Below are 19,567 nucleotides of genomic sequence, written 5' to 3' on the forward strand. Positions count from 1 at the left end.
CCGCAATTGCAGCAAATGATGTTTGGTGATAATATCAATCGCAATTCGACGATAGACTATCTATATTATGTCCCGACAATGTAATCTCACCAATCAACAGGCGCTCGCATCAACACAAGCGCAACTCGAACAAGAAGCACAGTTCGCTATGCAAGCAAAGGCGTTGTCGCACCCTGCTCGCGTTCGAATCCTAAAAATACTGTGTACACTCGAAAAACTCGGTGGTTGCCTCAATAGTGATTTGGTTTCTGAACTTGGCTTAGCTCAATCAACGGTCTCCGAACACCTTCGAATTCTCAAGCAAGCCAACTTTATTCATGCACAGCCCAACCCACCCAAGGTGTGCTATCGCGTGAATCGAGAAACGATCAGCCAGTTCAACCACTTGTTCGACGCTATTTTTAATTAATCTGACATCTCCTTGGCGTATAACGGTTTTCATCAAAGCAGAATGAAAATATCGCCATTCGACGATAAACGAAACAAGGCAAGATTATGACCACACAAGCATTAACCGAGAATGCCGCAAACAATATGAGTTTTTTGGATCGTTACCTAACCGTCTGGATTTTCGTCGCTATGGCGTTAGGCGTTGCGATTGGCGTCTTTTTCCCTGCAGTGGCGCAGTTAAATGAAACGCTATCAGTAGGCAGTACCAATATACCGCTGGCGATTGGACTCATCCTGATGATGTACCCGCCACTTGCAAAAGTGGATTACTCATTGCTAGGGAAAGTAAAGCAAGATAAGCAATCCATCGCGCTTTCTCTTATCATGAACTGGATTGTCGGCCCTATCTTGATGTTTATTCTGGCGATTACGTTTTTGGGTGATCACCCAGGTTACATGGTCGGGATTATTTTGATTGGCTTGGCGCGCTGCATCGCCATGGTTTTGGTTTGGAATGATATCGGAGGTGGCAACAAAGAGTATGGCGCAGCGCTAGTCGCGATTAACAGCGCTTTCCAAATTGTGACTTACAGTTTTATGGCATGGCTATTCATCACGGTATTGCCTCCTCTTTTGGGGTACCAAGGGTTCGCTGTCGATATTTCTATGGTCGACATCGCGCAAAGTGTGTTGATTTATCTTGGCATTCCTTTTATCGCTGGTTTTTTGAGCCGTAAGATTCTGGTCAGTCGCAAAGGCGAACAGTGGTACAACGAGGTGTTTATTCCGCGAATTTCGCCAATCACTCTTATCGCGCTTCTTGCGACTATCGTTCTGATGTTCAGTTTAAAAGGCGATATGATCGTTGAACTTCCGGTGGACGTCCTGCGTGTTGCTTTACCACTGGCGATCTACTTTGTTGTGATGTTCTTCGCCAGCTTCTACATCGGTAAGAAACTGGGTATCGACTACGACAAAAACGCCTCTATTGCGTTCACCGCAACAGGAAATAATTTTGAACTGGCCATCGCCGTGTCGATTGCGGTATTTGGCATCAATTCCGACCAAGCGTTCGCAGGGGTGATTGGTCCACTAATTGAAGTGCCTGTGTTGATTGCGCTGGTAAATATCGCCTTAAGATTGAAAGCCAAGTACCACCAATAAAAAGCGAATGTAAGAAGAGGAGCTCAGTGCTCCTCTTTAACAACTTGATGATACATTAGCATTGATGGCCGTCACACGAATCCATCAGTTCGCACACCTCTTCTAACGGCATCGGTTTGTAAAAGTAGTAACCTTGAATCAAAGAAATACCTTGCTGAGTCACGAAGTCTAACTCTTGCTCTGTTTCGACGCCTTCAACAACCGTTTTTGCCCCCGTTGCTCGAACCAACTCTGTGGTTAAGCGAAACAGCTCTCGGCCTTTCTCCTGCGTCAAGTTCACAACCAAAGATCGGTCAATCTTGACCTTATCAAACTCGTACTTACACAGATAACCGATCGACGAATACCCCGAGCCAAAATCGTCCAGCGCGATTTGAATACCAAGCTCACGAAGTGATTTCAACACACTACTCGTTGCTAACTCATCTTGGATCAATAGCTCTTCGGTGATTTCAAACTCCACCTGAGTAAAATCAACATCGCTCTGTTCGATAAGTTTACTCACACTCGCAGCAAATCCGTTGACTAAAAACGTTTCAGGAGAAACGTTAATGGATACTTTAAAGTTAGGGTTGCTCGCAAGATCGCACACTTCATAGAGCGCTTGCTTGATCACCCACAAATCCAGTTCAGACGTCAGCCCTAACTTGTTAAAGTAAGACAAAAAGGTTGGCGGAGTAATCACCCCATCGTAACTGCGGTGCCTTACCAAGACTTCCATCGAGCAAACACACGAGTTTTTAATGTCGTACTGAGGTTGATAGTAAAGTACAAAATCGCCATTTTGCTGCAAATCTCTGATTGCCTTTTGCGCCACAAGATTACTGCTGACGTGCGGGAACAGGCCATTCACACTGCGTCCACTTCCGACCTCCTCATAGTTGAAAAAGTCATCACAGGTCTCTTTCGAAAACAACTTGTTTGAGCCAGCCACTTGATCCATCTGCTTAAAAAACGGCAAGTAGATTGCCATACCAATCACTATGATCACGACTTGAAGAATGCTCGCGGCAATATCGCCACTTGTCGCAAGATACCCACTCATCAGTGGAGGCGTCATCCAACTAATAAATTCAGAAACCGGCGCCACCCAACCCATTGAAATCGCAAAATACGCGAGTAAGATTCCCGTGATCGGCGCGAGCATGAATGGAACAAGCAGCACCGGGTTAAAGATGACGGGTAAGCCGAACAGCACAGGTTCATTAATGTTAAACACACTCAAAACCAGTGCTGCCAAAGCCAGTGCGCGATACCCTCTATTTTTGGCAAAGAACAACATGCAAAATACCAAACTGAGCGTATTGCCCGCCCCGCCGATACCCGCGTAAATGTCGTAAAAATTACTGGTGAGAATGGGCAACGGCGTACCAAACTGCGCATTCATCTCAAAACTTGATTGAGTTAATGCATACAGCTCAGATTTGTATGGTGAGAAAATAATGTGCCCATTGATGCCAATCGACCAGAACAGATTCCTTAGGAACTCATACCAAATCGCGTCAAACAACGAGTGAGTATCAAGAGATGGCAACAAGCTTTGTATATACGAGTTGGTTTCTAGCCAGTAGCCAACCGCATAGCCCGCGCAAACATATAAAGTGACCAGCAACAATGTGCCCAATACAAGGTTGAGTGACTGATCGACAACATTTGGCAACTCCGAACGGATGATCCAATTCTTAGAGATTAATCCCCTCACGCTAAACGCTATTAATGCAGGAGTGATGATCGCCAAAGGATAGTTGGATGGCAGTACAGAGCCCGCATGCAGCAATCCCCACTCGTTACACAAGATGATGTAAATAAGCAAAGACGGAGTAATGACGGTGGTGCGGGACAGACGATGAAGACGCGCCAAAAAGTCTGAAAAATAGACAAGCAGCAAGATCGGAAACATTTTCCAAACTAAGGTGCTCACGAACAGAACATGGCTGCCGATTTTTTCAAACCCGATGACGTTTAACCCATTGCCAATCAACATACTGAATGCAGAAAGCAAGGAGACTGGCAGCAACATTACAAATACATTACACAAGCCATTTAAGTACGCGTTTTCTGATACTCGCACGAAAAACGCATACATGGGCTTGTTATCAAACAGGAACTTCATTGACTAAGCCTAAGGTCAAATCACAGTTTACGACATGCTCCCGTCTATGAGTTGCCCTACCAAATCGGTCTTAACTGCCCATTTTGATAGCTCACCCACGGGTGCGTTTCTGCCCTCTAATCAAGAGCAAGGCTTATATAAGTAGCGAGTCCTTAATTGTAATTTTTCCTGAGCACTGCACGAAGTGAGCGCTGCGCAAATATCAGATATAAGCAACCAGGCGCACCATACTCGCTTTCAATCATCAGATCGAATCACAGTTTCTATCGTAACAACAAAACTCACCTTTGCTGAATCGATATAGCTAGCGGTCAGCGGGATGATTAACCCCATCGTGAGTGACGACGTCACCAATATCGAACGGGTTAACACCCTCAAGGCACCCTAGGTTATAACCGAATTCATCGGGTGCCGAGCGTCTTTGATGATGGGTATAAATACCGCAGTGTTTGCAGAAGTAATGCTTAGCAGTATGAGTATTGAATTGATATAGCTTAAGCGCCTCTTCTCCTTTGAGAATTTTGATCCCGTCAAGCTTAACCGACGCAACAATAGCCCCTCGACGTCGGCACATAGAGCAATCACAACGCCTTGGTTTCTCGACACCATTAGGCAATGTCAGCTCAAGCTCCACACTGCCACAATGACATGTGAGCAAATGCTTCTCTTTGATTTCCGTTGGACCAATTTTCTTGAACATCCTTGTTCTCCTTAGCCAGTCTTATTATTCGTCGGTTTCTTTGGGAAACCTTTCTTCATAAAGCGCCATAAAATCAGCACGAATGTCCTGCTCTAGATGGGTCGCTTTGTCGGTTGGACAAAACAGCATGAAATGCACAATCTGCTCACCCGTTGCACCACTAGTAATGTGGATATGTGGCTCTGAGCCTGGCAAGTCAACGCCTGCATGCTTTTCGATCACCGTGTTGTACCTTTTCGCTACGTCGCTGAAATAGCTGATGTGCCCGTCGATTTTCTCCATGATGTCAGGAATCATTGGGTATAGATTGACAAAAGACGGCACAATAATCGAAAAATCATGGTAGACATAACGCTTCATGAAATTGAGATTTTTGACTGGGTAGGTGAAGAACATGCTGTTTGGCAGCGTTGCCGTTTTTCCGGTGTAATGGTAATGACCGTGGTATAAGTCGATTTCTTGGATCACCGTCGCCATCATATTATGTTCAATCACTTCACCACATATTTTCCCCACTTCAATCCAGTCGCCAATTCGGAATGAACGAGAGCTGGCTCTTTGAATCGAGCCCGTAAAACAGAGAATGATCTCTTTCGATGCGACAACAATAGCAACGGCAATGGCCGTCACCGATAAGGCAAATTCATTAATCTCAGATTGCCAAAGGACAAATAACAGTAAAACGGTGAGGACAAACGAACCATTCTTCGTTCTCGACATCCAATGACGCTGCTTTTCAGAAACAAAAGCGACATCGCCTCTGATTTTCCATAATATGGTTCGGCGAACCAATACTACCAACACCACAATCAGTGCGGTAAAGACCAATTTATGAGTGAGAAGAAAATCAATAACGACCTGTACTTTCTCCATACTCGCTCCCTCTCTAATTATGATTAAAGGGGCACATAGCCCCTTTAAATTATTCGTATTTCAGAAAGGTAACTTCCCACACATCCCCACTCGGGTCTAGTGCAATATGCCAATATTGTCGAGTGGTTAGCGCACTTTCACTCCCAATGATGTACTAGGTAGTGTCTAACAAGCCAAACGGAATAGCGGCTTAATCATTTATAGCGGGCAGAGGTAATAAACTGACCAAACGTTTCACACCATACAATGACCGTGTTGTAGTTGGCCGTTTCTACACTTTCAGGGATCGGTAACGAAAAACGATCGAAGGTTTTAACATCGCCAATTTGCACCATGGTGGATTTGTTTTGCAAGAAAGCCTGTTCCGTTTCAATGAACAGTGGTGAGAGGTAGAGCTTGTAATCAGGGCCAGGGGCAAGTTTGCCCACAAAGCCAATATGGTCATCACTGATGGAGACGGATCCTTCTCCCCAATGCAAAAAATCGCTGTCTTGTCTGTCGCGTTGAAACGTTCCAGTGTACAACGCGTTGTTCGTTACGCTTTGTACTTCATGCATCGCGGGGGACTGAGGTTGGGTAAGGATAGGCAGCGCGTAAATACCAAGAGCAAAGCCTATCCCACCAACAAGTAGGTGGCTGGCAACAAGTAAGATCCGTTTCATCATTATCGTGTTCATTTCCAATGGGCCTAAATTTAATGTACACGATAATCAACAAGATATCAGTGTTGCACCAAGTAATTATTGATAGCGCAACGCGGTTTTCTCTGCCAATGTGACGATCACTTGCACCGCTTGCTCCATCCCTTCAATACTGATGAATTCATGAATGCCGTGGAAGTTGTACCCGCCAGTGAAAATGTTCGGGCATGGTAGCCCCATAAATGAAAGTCGAGCGCCATCGGTGCCGCCACGAATAGGCTTAATTTGAGGCTGAATATCACAGGCAATCATCGCCTCTTTAGCGAGCTCAATAATGTGCGGGTGAGGCTCAACCATCTCCTTCATGTTGAAATAACTGTCAGTAAGCCGAAGTTCCACACGTCCTTTGTCTAGCTTTTCGTTAAGTTCTGCGACCTTTTGCTCCATGAACGCCTTGCGCTTTTCTAAGCCATCTCGTTCAAAATCACGAATGATGTAACCCAGTTCACTGCGAGCAACGGACATTTCTGCAGATTTTAGGTGATAAAAGCCCTCGTACCCTTGGGTTGTTTCTGGAGTTTCATCGGCGGGCATCATAAGTTGAAACTGGGCCGCGATATTCATAGCGTTGACCATTTTATCTTTCGCGGTTCCAGGGTGAACATTGGTGCCGTAGCAGATCACATCCGCGCTGGTCGCATTGAAGTTTTCAAACTCCAACTCACCAACAGGTCCACCATCAATGGTATAAGCCCACTGCGCACCAAACTTTTCAACATCAAACAAGTTAGCACCGCGGCCAATTTCTTCATCTGGAGTGAAACCGATGCAAATGTCACCGTGAGGAATATCCGGATGAGCGATCAACTCTGCGATCGCAGAGATAATTTCCGCGATACCCGCTTTGTTGTCTGCGCCCAGTAGCGTCGAACCATCTGTCGTGATCAAATTGTGCCCATGTAACTTGTGCAGTTCTGGATACTGAATCGGTGAGAGCACCTCATCGCCCTTTCCTAGCGCGATATCGCCCCCTTGATAATCTTCGATAAACTGAGGGTTCACATTCTCACCCGAAGCGTCAGGGGCGGTATCCATATGAGCGACAAAGCCAATTGCAGGCACCTCGTAAGCTACATTACTAGGTAGTTTTGCCATTAGGTAGCCGTTTGAGTCGAGCGAAACATCCGCCAGACCTAACTCAATGAGCTCCTGCTTTAAGAACTCTGCAAACGTGTATTGGCCTGGGCTGCTTGGGCATTCTAGATTGTTCGGGTTCGATTGAGTGTTAAACGTGACGTAGCGTAAAAAGCGTTGAACAAGTTCATTCATAGCAATATCTCTAACTTTTATGGTTTTAGTTCGTAATCTGGCCCCCATCCTACGCCTAATGTTTTAGAAAATTTTGCTATAAATCAGGTTTTAAGCGATCAGCGCAATACCGTGCATAACCACAACGCCCGATGTTAAACGGATTCGAAGCGTTTCATAGCCATTTGGTCCACGCTCTTGTTCTGAGTTCCTTAAGGCAAGCTCTGCGAGCAACACTAGCCCATAACTGACCGCGAGCAATATGAGCGCTAACCCCACATTGCTCCGCGCTAAAAGTAAGACGCCCCACGAAAGAATGGCAAACAAGTTACTGAGCAGCAAAGCGTTGCGGCTCATTCGATGTTTCGAATGATCAATAGCGTTCCCCCATAAAACGCCAGAGAGGAAACTCAGAATTACAACACTGTAAAACACAAACATTTCCAGTCCGCCTACGCCGAACACACTAATGCTGTTAAGTTGCAAAACCAACCCTACGGCAAAAGGAACTAAGCCAAGGTAACCCAAACTCAGCATCGTTGAGCGTGGTTGTTGCGTGCTTTTCACATTCATATCAATCTCCTTATTCGTCGCCTTTTATACGTAAAAAAGCCCAAGAAGTTTCCTACTTGGGCTTTCAATGCATCATTTAGTTAGTACTTAGAGAAGGATAAAAATACCCGCTAAACACGCACTCATTAGGTTGGCTAATGTACCCGCTGATACCGAGGTTAGCAACTTAACCCACGAGGTTTGATAAACGATTAAAGCGATGAACTTAGTCACCAAAGTGATAACGAAGGTTTGCACTAAACGTTGTTACGTCATTCACATCGATAAAGTATCTTGTGATCTGCCAACCAGCACTCCAGCGTTCAGCAAACTGATAATCCAGCCCCAAACCAACATAAGGGTCAATGCCATCGTCACTGCTCTTAATCGTTTCTCCCTGATACTCGCTCTTGTAGTCAACCTCCCAAGCAAAGCCACCCACAATCGCATTAACGCTAGCATTGTTTTCATGAAAAAGTTTGTATTGGATATCTAATGCAAACCCTTTTGCCAGTACTGGTGTCACTTTCGCGACACGAGCATGATATTCTGATGGAGGAAGACTCACATCGTGATCCAGAGTTGCACTGCCTTCGCCAAGGTCAAGGTAACGACCCGATATAGCCCAGCGATCGGCAAACTGGTAACCCAAACCAAAAGACCACATTATATCGGTACTGTCCTGACTCTGCAGAAATTCATCGTACGCCGATGATCGACCGTCCGCCAGACTCATACCTACATCACCATTGACAAACCAGCTAGCCTGACTAGTGAAACAGATCAAAGAGAGAAAGCCCCCTAAAAACACTCGACCACAATGTCGCATCATACTCAACATGCCTAACAACAACACGACTGTAACTCCTAAACTACCGCCACCGGCACTGTTACTGACTTTACTACCCGCTGTTGGGGTAACGTTCACTGTTACATCTGCATACGCGGTACCGCCATTCCCATCGCTCACGCCATAGCGAATTGTATCGGTACCATAAAAGCCTTGCGCAGCACGATAAACAACTTGGTTTTGTTCAATTGACACGCTGCCGAAGGTCGCCGTAGCACTTACTACCGATAAAGTGTCGTTATCTGCGTCGCCATCATTACTTAGTACATCAACGGTTACTGAACTATTCAACGCTACATACACATTGTCATTCACTGCATTAGGGAGTGTATTGCTCGATGTTGTTGCCACACCGCCTGGATCAACAATCGTCCCATTTTCAATTCCATCATCATCGTTCGGGCCCCCATCTTGCACCGTTAACTGTACGCACCAATGACCCTCTGTGAGTCCTCTGCTCCAACTTTCATCTCCTGGAGGAGGGCAGTAACCCGCTTCCCCTTGTGTCGATGAAACAAAGTTTTCACTGTTCGTAACAAAGTCAATCCAACCAAGGTTATCTCGATACTTGCGATATATTGCACTCGCAGGAATAGGTAGGCGTTGTGGGAAGACGATTTGATATGTCTGTCCCGGAGTCGGTAACCCGTACGCAACGAAATCGAAGATACCGCCAATATTACGAGCTTCTAAGTCATCACTCAGCTCGTTATTCAGAAGTAGTAGTCCCCCCGTTTCGTTGCTCGCAAGAGTAATACCTTTGCGCAAACAAACGCCCGGTTCTCCTTCCACCAAGTAGTGGTGAGATTCCAAAGCCTGCTCTTGTACTACGTTACACTCGCTAATGGCATCTTGGTAATCAGGAATACCATCATTATCGCTGTCACCTAACCCCTCTTCGACATCAGGAATAAGGTCACCGTCACTGTCTTGACCGCTGACTAAAGTTTCAAGCTGTTCCACGACTTCGATATACACATCACGGGTAACAACTGCCGATGCACTGTCGGTCACTTCAACTTGAATTCGATAGATACCGGCTTCTAGTGATTCAGGGCTAAACACGAACTGCGTTGCATCATTACTGATGTTTGCGAGCTGCGCATTATCGTTGATCCAGCGGTAGCTGTGACTGTCTCCCTGGTTTGCGTCTGTGACTGTTGTCGTAACAGTTACCACTTGGTCACTGTTCTCGATGATTGAACGAGTCTGATCATTTTGGCTGACCGATACGCTCACCTCTGGAGCAATATTACTCTCAGATATGGTCAGTGTGTAGCTCGACTTACTACCAAGGTTCATACTGTCAACTAAACTGATCACCAAGGTTTCAATCCCTTCGTTCACACTGTCATCATTCACCGCAAACTCTATATAGCCTTCTGTTCCATGGCTTATCACTACCTGTCCATTAGTGAGGCTATGGTCTGAAGCGTCTGCACTACCACTGACGGTATAGTCGACGCTCACCGGATAGCTCGGCGCTTCACCATTAAGATAGACACCTACACGATGAGTCGAGCCTTCTGTAGTAATGTCATCTTTACCTATTGTGATTAATGGATTCACCGTTACCAGTTGACTGTCTCGCCCTTCGTTACCCTCAGCATCAGTCGCACGCCAGTAAACAGTATGCAACCCTGGTTCAAAAAAGCTGTCGCTGTCAATCAAAGATACAGGTAGCGCATTACCCTGGCTGTCAATAGCAGTGGCAACACCTAGGTTGACTTTGGTAAATAGCCCCGTCGCGTTCACCGTGATATCCGCAGCCGCTGTTACCACAGGCGCTTTAGTACTCGATGGTTCAATGATGACTATCGCTTCACCTGTTGCACTGCCACCATTTCCATCAACGATGCCATAACGTAGGTTTACCAAACCGATATGTGTCGTCGTCAGCGTGATTGCACCTTCACTGATACTTGTGCTTCCTTGATCAGTGGATACCCAGCTCAGTGCCATGACATCCCCATCATCCACGTCGATGTCGTTCTGCAATACATCTAAGGTGTAAATCCCATTCTCCGTAACAGGGAAAGTAAAGCGATCATTTTCGGCCACAGGCCCATCATTCACGTTCGTCACGACCAGACTAAACGCAGGTAAGCTCGAGGTTATCTGGCCATCCGACACGCTGATAACAATACCTGCCGTCGTGCCCACATGCGCATTCTTTGGTGTACCGCTTAACTCACCCGTCACTGTATCAAAGCTTGCCCAAGATGGTTTATTGGTGATGCTGAATGACAGTGTATCGATTTCAATATCATTCGCTAATGGCGTAAATCGATACGCACTGTCTTCCTCGACTGTTGTAGTTGGTGTACCACTTATCGTTGGAGCGTCATTAACGCTACCCACTACCACCACAGAAGTCGCAGTGCTACCATCGTCTGTATCGCTTGGGGTTACCATCAGAACCACATTCCCGTTACTGTTAGCTGCCGAGGTATAATGAATCTGATTTGTTCCATCTAACCAAAGGTTAATATCCTCTGCTGCGCCAGTTAGCATGACACTGGCTGTACCTGAACCACTCACGGTGACACCATTAGTGACTCCGTTACCACCGGCAACAGTCAAGCGACCACTGGATACCTGGAATACCAATGTGACCTCGTCACCTTCGGCATCGCTAACGACAATAGCACTTAAATCAATGTTGCTGATCTCATCTTCTATTGCAGCAAAGCTAGGCACCAACCCAGTGATCACTGGTACATCATTTATCTCGGCCACCGCCACTGTAGATGACACCGATAGCGCTGCCGTATTGATGTTGTCACCGCTACTCTCACCACTGTCGGTCAACGCCACCAATGTTACTACTCTGGGCTTGTCCACACTTGGGTGATCGCTGCTATGGAAATAAGTGATCCCATTAACCAGAGCCTGCAGTTGCACTTGAGTCAAACTCATACCCGATAACGTGATGGTCGATGTTTGCTCCGTATTCACCACGCTATATGCCAAATTACGGGTAGAGGTCATACCGTTAGCGTTACTGCCTAACTCCAGTAACGTACCATCAATAGTCAACACCTCTTCACTAGCATCAATTACATTGCTGACAGTCAATACCAGTCCTGTAAAAGTCTGCCCATTTTCTATTGTGCTAGCTGCCGCCTGGTTGAACAGTAACACTGCCTCTGCGTTTTCTGTGTAAGTTGAGTTGAGCGCTGATGCCTTGAGGGTTGGTGCATCATTGATAGCCACCAAAGTTACGTTCGACGCTAGGGCCAAGGTCGCTGTTGCATTTTCACTACCACTGTCTGTGACCGCTGCAATAGTGACCACGCGACGAATATCAACGCTAGGATCCTCACTGCCGTTTAGGTAGCGAATACCATTGACTAAGTCCTGGAATGCTTCTTCAGTTAAAGTGGCTCCGTTAAAGGAGACTGTCGCTATGTTATCGACTAGTGATACTACAAAATCAAACTCACCCACAGAGCCCGTTTGCCCATGGTTCAATGCAACAGAGTGACCAGATACCATTAAGGCTTCTTCACTTGTATCGCTGACATTGCTAACAGTCAGAACGAATCCAACTAAAGACTGATCACTTTCCACGGTGCTGACGTCACTCCCTTGATACAGAGCTACCGCTTCACCACCTTCGATAAAGGTTGGGTTTGTGACGGTCACGGTAAGGGTTGGTGCATCATTGCGACCTGTTACGGTAGTGGTCACCTCATTCGTGCCGGTACTGTTGTCTTCCCCATCGTTAAAGGTAAAGCTGAGTACAATCGAACTTGCGGGCTCATTCGCCTCATTCTGGTACGTGATATTTTGAAGTACGCCATTAACCATTGCGGTGGTCGCATTGCTGTTGAAGGTCAGTACTAGTGTCCCACTAGAGTTACGAGTGACTGTTCCCACAATAGTTCCATTGTAGGTTAGCGCTCCTCCTTCAGTCAGCACTCCTAAATTGCCATGATTCGCAAATAGGTCGTTAGCATTAGCGCCACCTTTACGTTCAATGGTCAATGTCGCACCGTCGTAATTGCCAGCACCACCGCTAAGAGCATCCAACTCTGCATCACTGACGGAGGCATCACTGTCAATCACGACTGGTGAACCGTCTTCAGTAAACTCCGGTGTCGCATCTAGGTTCGAGAAAACAGGCGGTGTATTCACTTTACCTGTCATGTCTTCGCTAATAGCCAACGTTAGCTCGCCAGAGGTGGCTTTTAAATTAAAGACCTCACTAATTAAGCCCGAAGCGGTATAGGTCAGTTGCAGAGCAGTAAACGTCGCGACACCATTGTCAGGAGCAATCGTGACCGTCGCGCTACTCGCATCGGTGTCTCCGGTGACCGTCATGATCGCAGACCCTGCCCCATTCACTTCTGAAAGCGTAATGCCTGTCACATAGTCACTGTCCACCACATTGAGGGCATCTCTCGCCGAGATCACTGGGACCGTGGTCAAACTGGTCGCTTCGGCCGTTTTCACGGAAAGCGGCGCCGGTTGTGTCTCAAAGACCAACTGAGTCGCCACCACATCCGCGATCACGGCATTCGCCGCCACCGAGGCCAAATCACTGCCGACGCCATCTTGATCGTTGGCCGTGACCGTAAAGCTTTGCTGATCAGCCGTTGCGCTGTAGGTCAGCGCCGTGAACGTGGCCACCCCATTGACCGCGGCCACCGAGTCGCCCGACAGCGTGCCGTCGCTGGCTTCGGTAAGAGTGACGGTCTCCGTAAAGTCCACGTCAGTGTTACCGAACGCATCTTGCGCCCGCACAATCGGCTGAGTGGTTAACGCTGAGCCCGAGACCGAGCCAGCCGGTTGCGTGGTAAAGGCCAGCGCTGTCGCCGTCACCTCCAGCGTGGTGCCACTGCCGTTGTTGACGGCGGTTGTCGCCCCAAATTGGGTGTTGCTGCCGCTGACCGTCACATCAGTGTCACCATCCAGGCTGAGCAGAAGCGTATTGCCCTCGGTGATGCCGGTGTTGTCATGGTAGTAAGCGTTTAAGGTGTACACCTCCGACGCCCCATCGGCCACCGAAATCGACAAGCCTGAGAAGGTAAGCGTATCGGCGCTGGCGTTATACACGCCCGTCACGTTGGTCGCGTCCGGACCACTTAAGCGGTAAGAGATCTTCGCTCGCTGCGCATCCGAAGCCGTCCCTGCCACATTGACGACAATCTGTGACACTTCAAGAGGGAAGCCGTCCGCGGTGCCCCCATCGGTTAACGTGAAATCAAACAGGTCAACCGCTTCACCGGTTGTATCGGCGGTGGTTGGCAGCCCCACAGGCTCACTGACGCCCGATGCGGCGGTTAAGCTGGCGTCGTTGTCGGCAACGATCGCCGTGAGTGGGCTACTGTCCACTGAGGTTAAGCCGCCTGAGCTGGCCCGTATGTTGAAAGATTCACTGCTTCCACCTGAAGCGGTATAGGTCAGTTGCAGGGCAGTAAACGTCGCGACACCATTGTCAGGAGTAACCGTGACCGTCGCATTACTCGCATCGGTGTCTCCTGTGACCGTCATGATCGCAGACCCTGCCCCATTCACTTCTGAAAGCGTAATGCCTGTCACATAGTCACTGTCCACCACATTGAGGGCATCTCTCGCCGAGATCACTGGGACCGTCGTCAAACTGGTCGCTTCGGCCGTTTTCACGGAAAGCGGCGCCGGTTGTGTCTCAAAGACCAACTGAGTCGCCACCACATCCGCGATCACGGCATTCGCCGCCACCGAGGCCAAATCACTGCCGACGCCATCTTGATCGTTGGCCGTGACCGTAAAGCTTTGCTGATCGGCCGTTGCGCTGTAGGTCAGCGCCGTGAACGTGGCCACCCCATTGACCGCGGCCACCGAGTCGCCCGACAGCGTGCCGTCGCTGGCTTCGGTAAGAGTGACGGTCTCCGTAAAGTCCACGTCAGTGTTGCCGAACGCATCTTGCGCCCGCACGATCGGCTGAGTGGTTAACGCTGAGCCCGAGACCGAGCCAGCCGGTTGCGTGGTAAAGGCCAGCGCTGTCGCCGTCACCTCCAGCGTGGTGCCACTGCCGTTGTTGACGGCGGTTGTCGCCCCAAATTGGGTGTTGCTGCCGCTGACCGTCACATCGGTGTCACCATCCAGGCTGAGCAGAAGCGTGTTGCCCTCGGTGATGCCGGTGTTGTCATGGTAGTAAGCGTTTAAGGTGTACACCTCCGACGCCCCATCGGCCACCGAAATCGACAAGCCTGAGAAGGTAAGCGTATCGGCGCTGGCGTTATACACACCCGTCACGTTGGTCGCGTCCGGACCACTTAAGCGGTAAGTGATCTTCGCTCGCTGCGCATCCGAAGCCGTCCCTGCCACATTGACGACAATCTGTGACACTTCAAGAGGGAAACCGTCCGCGGTGCCCCCATCGGTTAACGTGAAATCAAACAGGTCAACCGCTTCACCGGTTGTATCGACGGTGGTTGGCAGCCCCACAGGCTCACTGACGCCCGACGCGGCGGTTAAGCTGGCGTCGTTGTCGGCAACGACCGCCGTGAGTGGGCTACTGTCCACTGAGGTTAAGCCGCCAGAGCTGGCCCGTATGTTGAAGGATTCACTGCTTCCACCTGAAGCGGTATAGGTGGCCTGTAACCCCGTATAGGTGGCCACCCCAAAGGCCGGCGTAATCGATACTGTGGCGGCGCTGCCATCCGTATCTCCGGTCCCCGTCATCACGATAGTGCCCGCTCCATTCACTTCTGAAAGCGTAATATCCGTTGTATAGCCCGTGTCTACAACGCCGACGCTATCTTGCGCAGATACGACGGGCACGGTGGTAAAACTGGTCGCTTCGGCCGTTTTCACGGAAAGCGGCGCCGGTTGTGTCTCAAAGACCAACTGAGTCGCCACCACATCCGCGATCACGGCATTCGCCGCCACCGAAGCCAAATCACTGCCGACGCCATCTTGATCGTTGGCCGTGACCGTAAAGCTTTGCTGATCAGCCGTTGCGCTGTAGGTCAGCGCCGTGAACGTGGCCACCCCATTGACCGCGGCCACCGAGTCGCCCGACAGCGTGCCGTCGCTGGCTTCGGTAAGAGTGACAGTCTCCGTAAAGTCCACGTCAGTGTTACCGAACGCATCTTGCGCCCGCACAATCGGCTGAGTGGTTAACGCTGAGCCCGAGACCGAGCCAGCCGGTTGCGTGGTAAAGGCCAGCGCTGTCGCCGTCACCTCCAGCGTGGTGCCACTGCCGTTGTTGACGGCGGTTGTCGCCCCAAATTGGGTGTTGCTGCCGCTGACCGTCACATCGGTGTCACCATCCAGGCTGAGCAGAAGCGTGGTGCCCTCGGTGATGCCGGTGTTGTCATGGTAGTAAGCGTTTAAGGTGTACACCTCCGACGCCCCATCGGCCACCGAAATCGACAAGCCTGAGAAGGTGAGCGTATCGGCGCTGGCGTTATACACGCCCGTCACGTTGGTCGCGTCCGGACCACTTAAGCGGTAAGAGATCTTCGCTCGCTGCGCATCCGAAGCCGTCCCTGCCACATTGACGACAATCTGTGACACTTCAAGAGGGAAGCCGTCCGCGGTGCCCCCATCGGTTAACGTGAAATCAAACAGGTCAACCGCTTCACCGGTTGTATCGACGGTGGTTGGCAGCCCCACAGGCTCACTGACGCCCGACGCGGCGGTTAAGCTGGCGTCGTTGTCGGCAACGACCGCCGTGAGTGGGCTACTGTCCACTGAGGTTAAGCCGCCAGAGCTGGCCCGTATGTTGAAGGATTCACTGCTTCCACCTGAAGCGGTATAGGTGGCCTGTAACCCCGTATAGGTGGCCACCCCAAAGGCCGGCGTAATCGATACTGTAGCGGCGCTGCCATCCGTATCTCCGGTCCCCGTCATCACGATAGTGCCCGCTCCATTCACTTCTGAAAGCGTAATATCCGTTGTATAGCCCGTGTCTACAACGCCGACGCTATCTTGCGCAGATACGACGGGCACGGTGGTAAAACTGGTCGCTTCGGCCGAGTTTACTGAAAGCGGTGCAGGTTGTGTCTCAAAGACCAACTGAGTCGCCACCACATCCGCGATCACGGCATTCGCCGCCACCGAGGCCAAATCACTGCCGACGCCATCTTGATCGTTGGCCGTGACCGTAAAGCTTTGCTGATCAGCCGTTGCGCTGTAGGTCAGCGCCGTGAACGTGGCCACCCCATTGACCGCGGCCACCGAGTCGCCCGACAGCGTGCCGTCGCTGGCTTCGGTAAGAGTGACGGTCTCCGTAAAGTCCACGTCAGTGTTACCGAACGCATCTTGCGCCCGCACAATCGGCTGAGTGGTTAACGCTGAGCCCGAGACCGAGCCAGCCGGTTGCGTGGTAAAGGCCAGCGCTGTCGCCGTCACCTCCAGCGTGGTGCCACTGCCGTTGTTGACGGCGGTTGTCGCCCCAAATTGGGTGTTGCTGCCGCTGACCGTCACATCGGTGTCACCATCCAGGCTGAGCAGAAGCGTGTTGCCCTCGGTGATGCCGGTGTTGTCATGGTAGTAAGCGTTTAAGGTGTACACCTCCGACGCCCCATCGGCCACCGAAATCGACAAGCCTGAGAAGGTAAGCGTATCGGCGCTGGCGTTATACACACCCGTCACGTTGGTCGCGTCCGGACCACTTAAGCGGTAAGAGATCTTCGCTCGCTGCGCATCCGAAGCCGTCCCTGCCACATTGACGACAATCTGTGACACTTCAAGAGGGAAGCCGTCCGCGGTGCCCCCATCGGTTAACGTGAAATCAATCAGGTCAACCGCTTCACCGGTTGTATCGGCGTTGGTTGGCAGCCCCACAGGCTCACTGACGCCCGATGCGGCGGTTAAGCTGGCGTCGTTGTCGGCAACGATCGCCGTGAGTGGGCTACTGTCCACTGAGGTTAAGCCGCCAGAGCTGGCCCGTATGTTGAAGGATTCACTGCTTCCACCTGAAGCGGTATAGGTGGCCTGTAACCCCGTATAGGTGGCCACCCCAAAGGCCGGCGTAATCGATACTGTGGCGGCGCTGCCATCCGTATCTCCGGTCCCCGTCATCACGATAGTGCCCGCTCCATTCACTTCTGAAAGCGTAATATCCGTTGTATAGCCCGTGTCTACAACGCCGACGCTATCTTGCGCAGATACGACGGGCACGGTGGTAAAACTGGTCGCTTCGGCCGTTTTCACGGAAAGCGGCGCCGGTTGTGTCTCAAAGACCAACTGAGTCGCCACCACATCCGCGATCACGGCATTCGCCGCCACCGAAGCCAAATCACTGCCGACGCCATCTTGATCGTTGGCCGTGACCGTAAAGCTTTGCTGATCAGCCGTTGCGCTGTAGGTCAGCGCCGTGAACGTGGCCACCCCATTGACCGCGGCCACCGAGTCGCCCGACAGCGTGCCGTCGCTGGCTTCGGTAAGAGTGACAGTCTCCGTAAAGTCCACGTCAGTGTTACCGAACGCATCTTGCGCCCGCACAATCGGCTGAGTGGTTAACGCTGAGCCCGAGACCGAGCCAGCCGGTTGCGTGGTAAAGGCCAGCGCTGTCGCCGTCACCTCCAGCGTGGTGCCACTGCCGTTGTTGACGGCGGTTGTCGCCCCAAATTGGGTGTTGCTGCCGCTGACCGTCACATCGGTGTCACCATCCAGGCTGAGCAGAAGCGTGTTGCCCTCGGTGATGCCGGTGTTGTCATGGTAGTAAGCGTTTAAGGTGTACACCTCCGACGCCCCATCGGCCACCGAAATCGACAAGCCTGAGAAGGTGAGCGTATCGGCGCTGGCGTTATACACACCCGTCACGTTGGTCGCGTCCGGACCACTTAAGCGGTAAGAGATCTTCGCTCGCTGCGCATCCGAAGCCGTCCCTGCCACATTGACGACAATCTGTGAAACATCTAGCGGCAGCCCATCGCCAGAGCCGCCATCAGTTAAGGTAAAATCAAACAAATTAATGGCTTCACCGCTACTATCCACCGTCGTTGCAAGGCTGACCGGTTCAGAAACACCATTAGCTGCAGTCAAAGCTCCATCTGAGTCAGCGCTTGGCGCTGAGGCAACCAAGTTATCAAATCCAAGCTGCGCGTTAAAATGCATCCCAGAGGTCGTTACAGTAAAGCTTGTTACTCCCGACCAGTTTAAGTTAACCGTTTTTGAATAGAACCCTGGGCCTATGGTTGACGAGCTGGATGAATCAAACGAAGCACTCGTTACACTGACACTACTATTTGAGCTGCTAGGTGTCGTATCTGTAAATATATATGAACTACCCGTTCTCTTTTGTAACTCAAGAACCGCAATACTGGTGATATCTAGTGCCGAGTTAAAAGTAAAGGTATAGGTAGAGGTATCATTGGCAGTAAAAACGAGATTTCCATTTAGGTTTCCTGATGGAGAGTCAGTACCATAGTTAAACGTGGAGCCACCATGCCAATTTGACGGGCTCGTTATAGTGTAAGAGATGGAATCTACAGAGCTGTTGACTGTCGAACCTGTAACAGATGCTGAGTCCATGGTGTCGGTCGCTGAGAGAGCGGAAAAACTGACCATACTCAACATGACCATTGATAGCTGCGCTAGAAATATATTTGATTTATCCATAATCGATTGACTCAAACATGCACTATGCTCGTTTTTTAGCCCTAGTGATGCTAGATACTGTTAAGTCCATTTATATTCAAGTGGGGGAAATTTATGAAGGAAGAGTACGAGTTGCAATTGGTCCGCCTCATCCTGATACATCCATATATTCATTATGATGCATTATATTCTGGACAATTTTATATTCTCACCATCAATGATGATGTGATCTTCTTTCCATTTTTATGAACTAAAATGCCAAAAGTGCAAAGTCAACCCCTCATACTTTTCGTTTAATCTGATCCAGCTAGACTCAACGCTTCGTTCATCATCAACTTCATTAGCTACCATACTCAACGTCAAATCAGTGATTTCCTTAGAGGTCTATACAGATTCATCGCAAGGTATCGTCAAGTAATGTTCCAGAGTTTTTTGAA

General features: G+C 49.8%; 9 protein-coding genes. 2 read left to right on the forward strand and 7 right to left on the reverse strand.

Annotated elements, in window-relative coordinates; translation table 11 throughout:
* Window positions 1-67 precede the first annotated feature (67 nt).
* Both U9J37_RS15370 and arsB read left to right on the forward strand, forming a co-directional pair.
* A complete protein-coding gene (locus tag U9J37_RS15370) occupies window positions 68-409 on the forward strand; it encodes an ArsR/SmtB family transcription factor (RefSeq protein ID WP_005472224.1) in 342 nt (113 codons plus the stop codon).
* Window positions 410-495: 86 nt separating this feature from the next.
* Entirely contained in the window at window positions 496-1,554 is a 1,059-nt protein-coding gene (gene arsB, locus U9J37_RS15375; RefSeq protein WP_005472196.1) for an ACR3 family arsenite efflux transporter, read from the forward strand.
* Window positions 1,555-1,609: 55 nt separating this feature from the next.
* Here the strand turns inward: arsB and U9J37_RS15380 are convergent, their stop codons facing one another.
* From U9J37_RS15380 to U9J37_RS15410, 7 genes are all read right to left on the reverse strand, one after another.
* Window positions 1,610-3,667, reverse strand: coding sequence for an EAL domain-containing protein (locus U9J37_RS15380; RefSeq protein WP_005472334.1), 2,058 nt, complete (start codon window positions 3,665-3,667; stop codon window positions 1,610-1,612).
* Between the two features lie 304 nt (window positions 3,668-3,971).
* Window positions 3,972-4,367: a GFA family protein gene (locus U9J37_RS15385; protein ID WP_005472202.1), complete on the reverse strand. Its 396-nt coding sequence runs from the start codon at window positions 4,365-4,367 to the stop codon at window positions 3,972-3,974.
* Window positions 4,368-4,391: 24 nt separating this feature from the next.
* Window positions 4,392-5,240, reverse strand: coding sequence for a mechanosensitive ion channel family protein (locus U9J37_RS15390; RefSeq protein ID WP_005472427.1), 849 nt, complete (start codon window positions 5,238-5,240; stop codon window positions 4,392-4,394).
* Window positions 5,241-5,434: 194 nt separating this feature from the next.
* The gene (locus U9J37_RS15395) at window positions 5,435-5,902 is read right to left on the reverse strand and encodes a DM13 domain-containing protein (RefSeq protein ID WP_039481642.1); all 468 of its coding nucleotides are present in this window, start codon (window positions 5,900-5,902) and stop codon (window positions 5,435-5,437) included.
* Between the two features lie 78 nt (window positions 5,903-5,980).
* Complete coding sequence (pepT, locus tag U9J37_RS15400; protein WP_005472206.1) at window positions 5,981-7,210, reverse strand: peptidase T; 1,230 nt, start codon at window positions 7,208-7,210, stop codon at window positions 5,981-5,983.
* 90 nt (window positions 7,211-7,300) lie between these two features.
* The gene (locus tag U9J37_RS15405; RefSeq protein ID WP_005472416.1) at window positions 7,301-7,762 is read right to left on the reverse strand and encodes a DUF3429 domain-containing protein; all 462 of its coding nucleotides are present in this window, start codon (window positions 7,760-7,762) and stop codon (window positions 7,301-7,303) included.
* A 205-nt stretch (window positions 7,763-7,967) separates the two neighbouring features.
* Window positions 7,968-19,151 (reverse strand): Ig-like domain-containing protein, encoded by an 11,184-nt coding sequence (locus U9J37_RS15410; RefSeq protein WP_322414200.1) that lies wholly within the window; start codon window positions 19,149-19,151, stop codon window positions 7,968-7,970.
* Window positions 19,152-19,567: the final 416 nt, after the last annotated feature.

Origin of the sequence: Vibrio sp. 16 (assembly GCF_963681195.1) — a bacterium.
In the GTDB taxonomy this organism is placed as follows: domain Bacteria; phylum Pseudomonadota; class Gammaproteobacteria; order Enterobacterales; family Vibrionaceae; genus Vibrio; species Vibrio sinaloensis_D.

What these genes read in the sequence shown, in the direction of transcription:
- U9J37_RS15370 (WP_005472224.1), top strand. Translation starts at nt 68, where the DNA reads ATGTCCCGACAATGTAATCTCACCAATCAACAGGCGCTCGCATCAACA.
- arsB (WP_005472196.1), top strand. Translation starts at nt 496, where the DNA reads ATGACCACACAAGCATTAACCGAGAATGCCGCAAACAATATGAGTTTT.
- U9J37_RS15380 (WP_005472334.1), bottom strand. Translation starts at nt 3,667, where the DNA reads ATGAAGTTCCTGTTTGATAACAAGCCCATGTATGCGTTTTTCGTGCGA.
- U9J37_RS15385 (WP_005472202.1), bottom strand. Translation starts at nt 4,367, where the DNA reads ATGTTCAAGAAAATTGGTCCAACGGAAATCAAAGAGAAGCATTTGCTC.
- U9J37_RS15390 (WP_005472427.1), bottom strand. Translation starts at nt 5,240, where the DNA reads ATGGAGAAAGTACAGGTCGTTATTGATTTTCTTCTCACTCATAAATTG.
- U9J37_RS15395 (WP_039481642.1), bottom strand. Translation starts at nt 5,902, where the DNA reads ATGAAACGGATCTTACTTGTTGCCAGCCACCTACTTGTTGGTGGGATA.
- pepT (WP_005472206.1), bottom strand. Translation starts at nt 7,210, where the DNA reads ATGAATGAACTTGTTCAACGCTTTTTACGCTACGTCACGTTTAACACT.
- U9J37_RS15405 (WP_005472416.1), bottom strand. Translation starts at nt 7,762, where the DNA reads ATGAATGTGAAAAGCACGCAACAACCACGCTCAACGATGCTGAGTTTG.
- U9J37_RS15410 (WP_322414200.1), bottom strand. Translation starts at nt 19,151, where the DNA reads ATGGATAAATCAAATATATTTCTAGCGCAGCTATCAATGGTCATGTTG.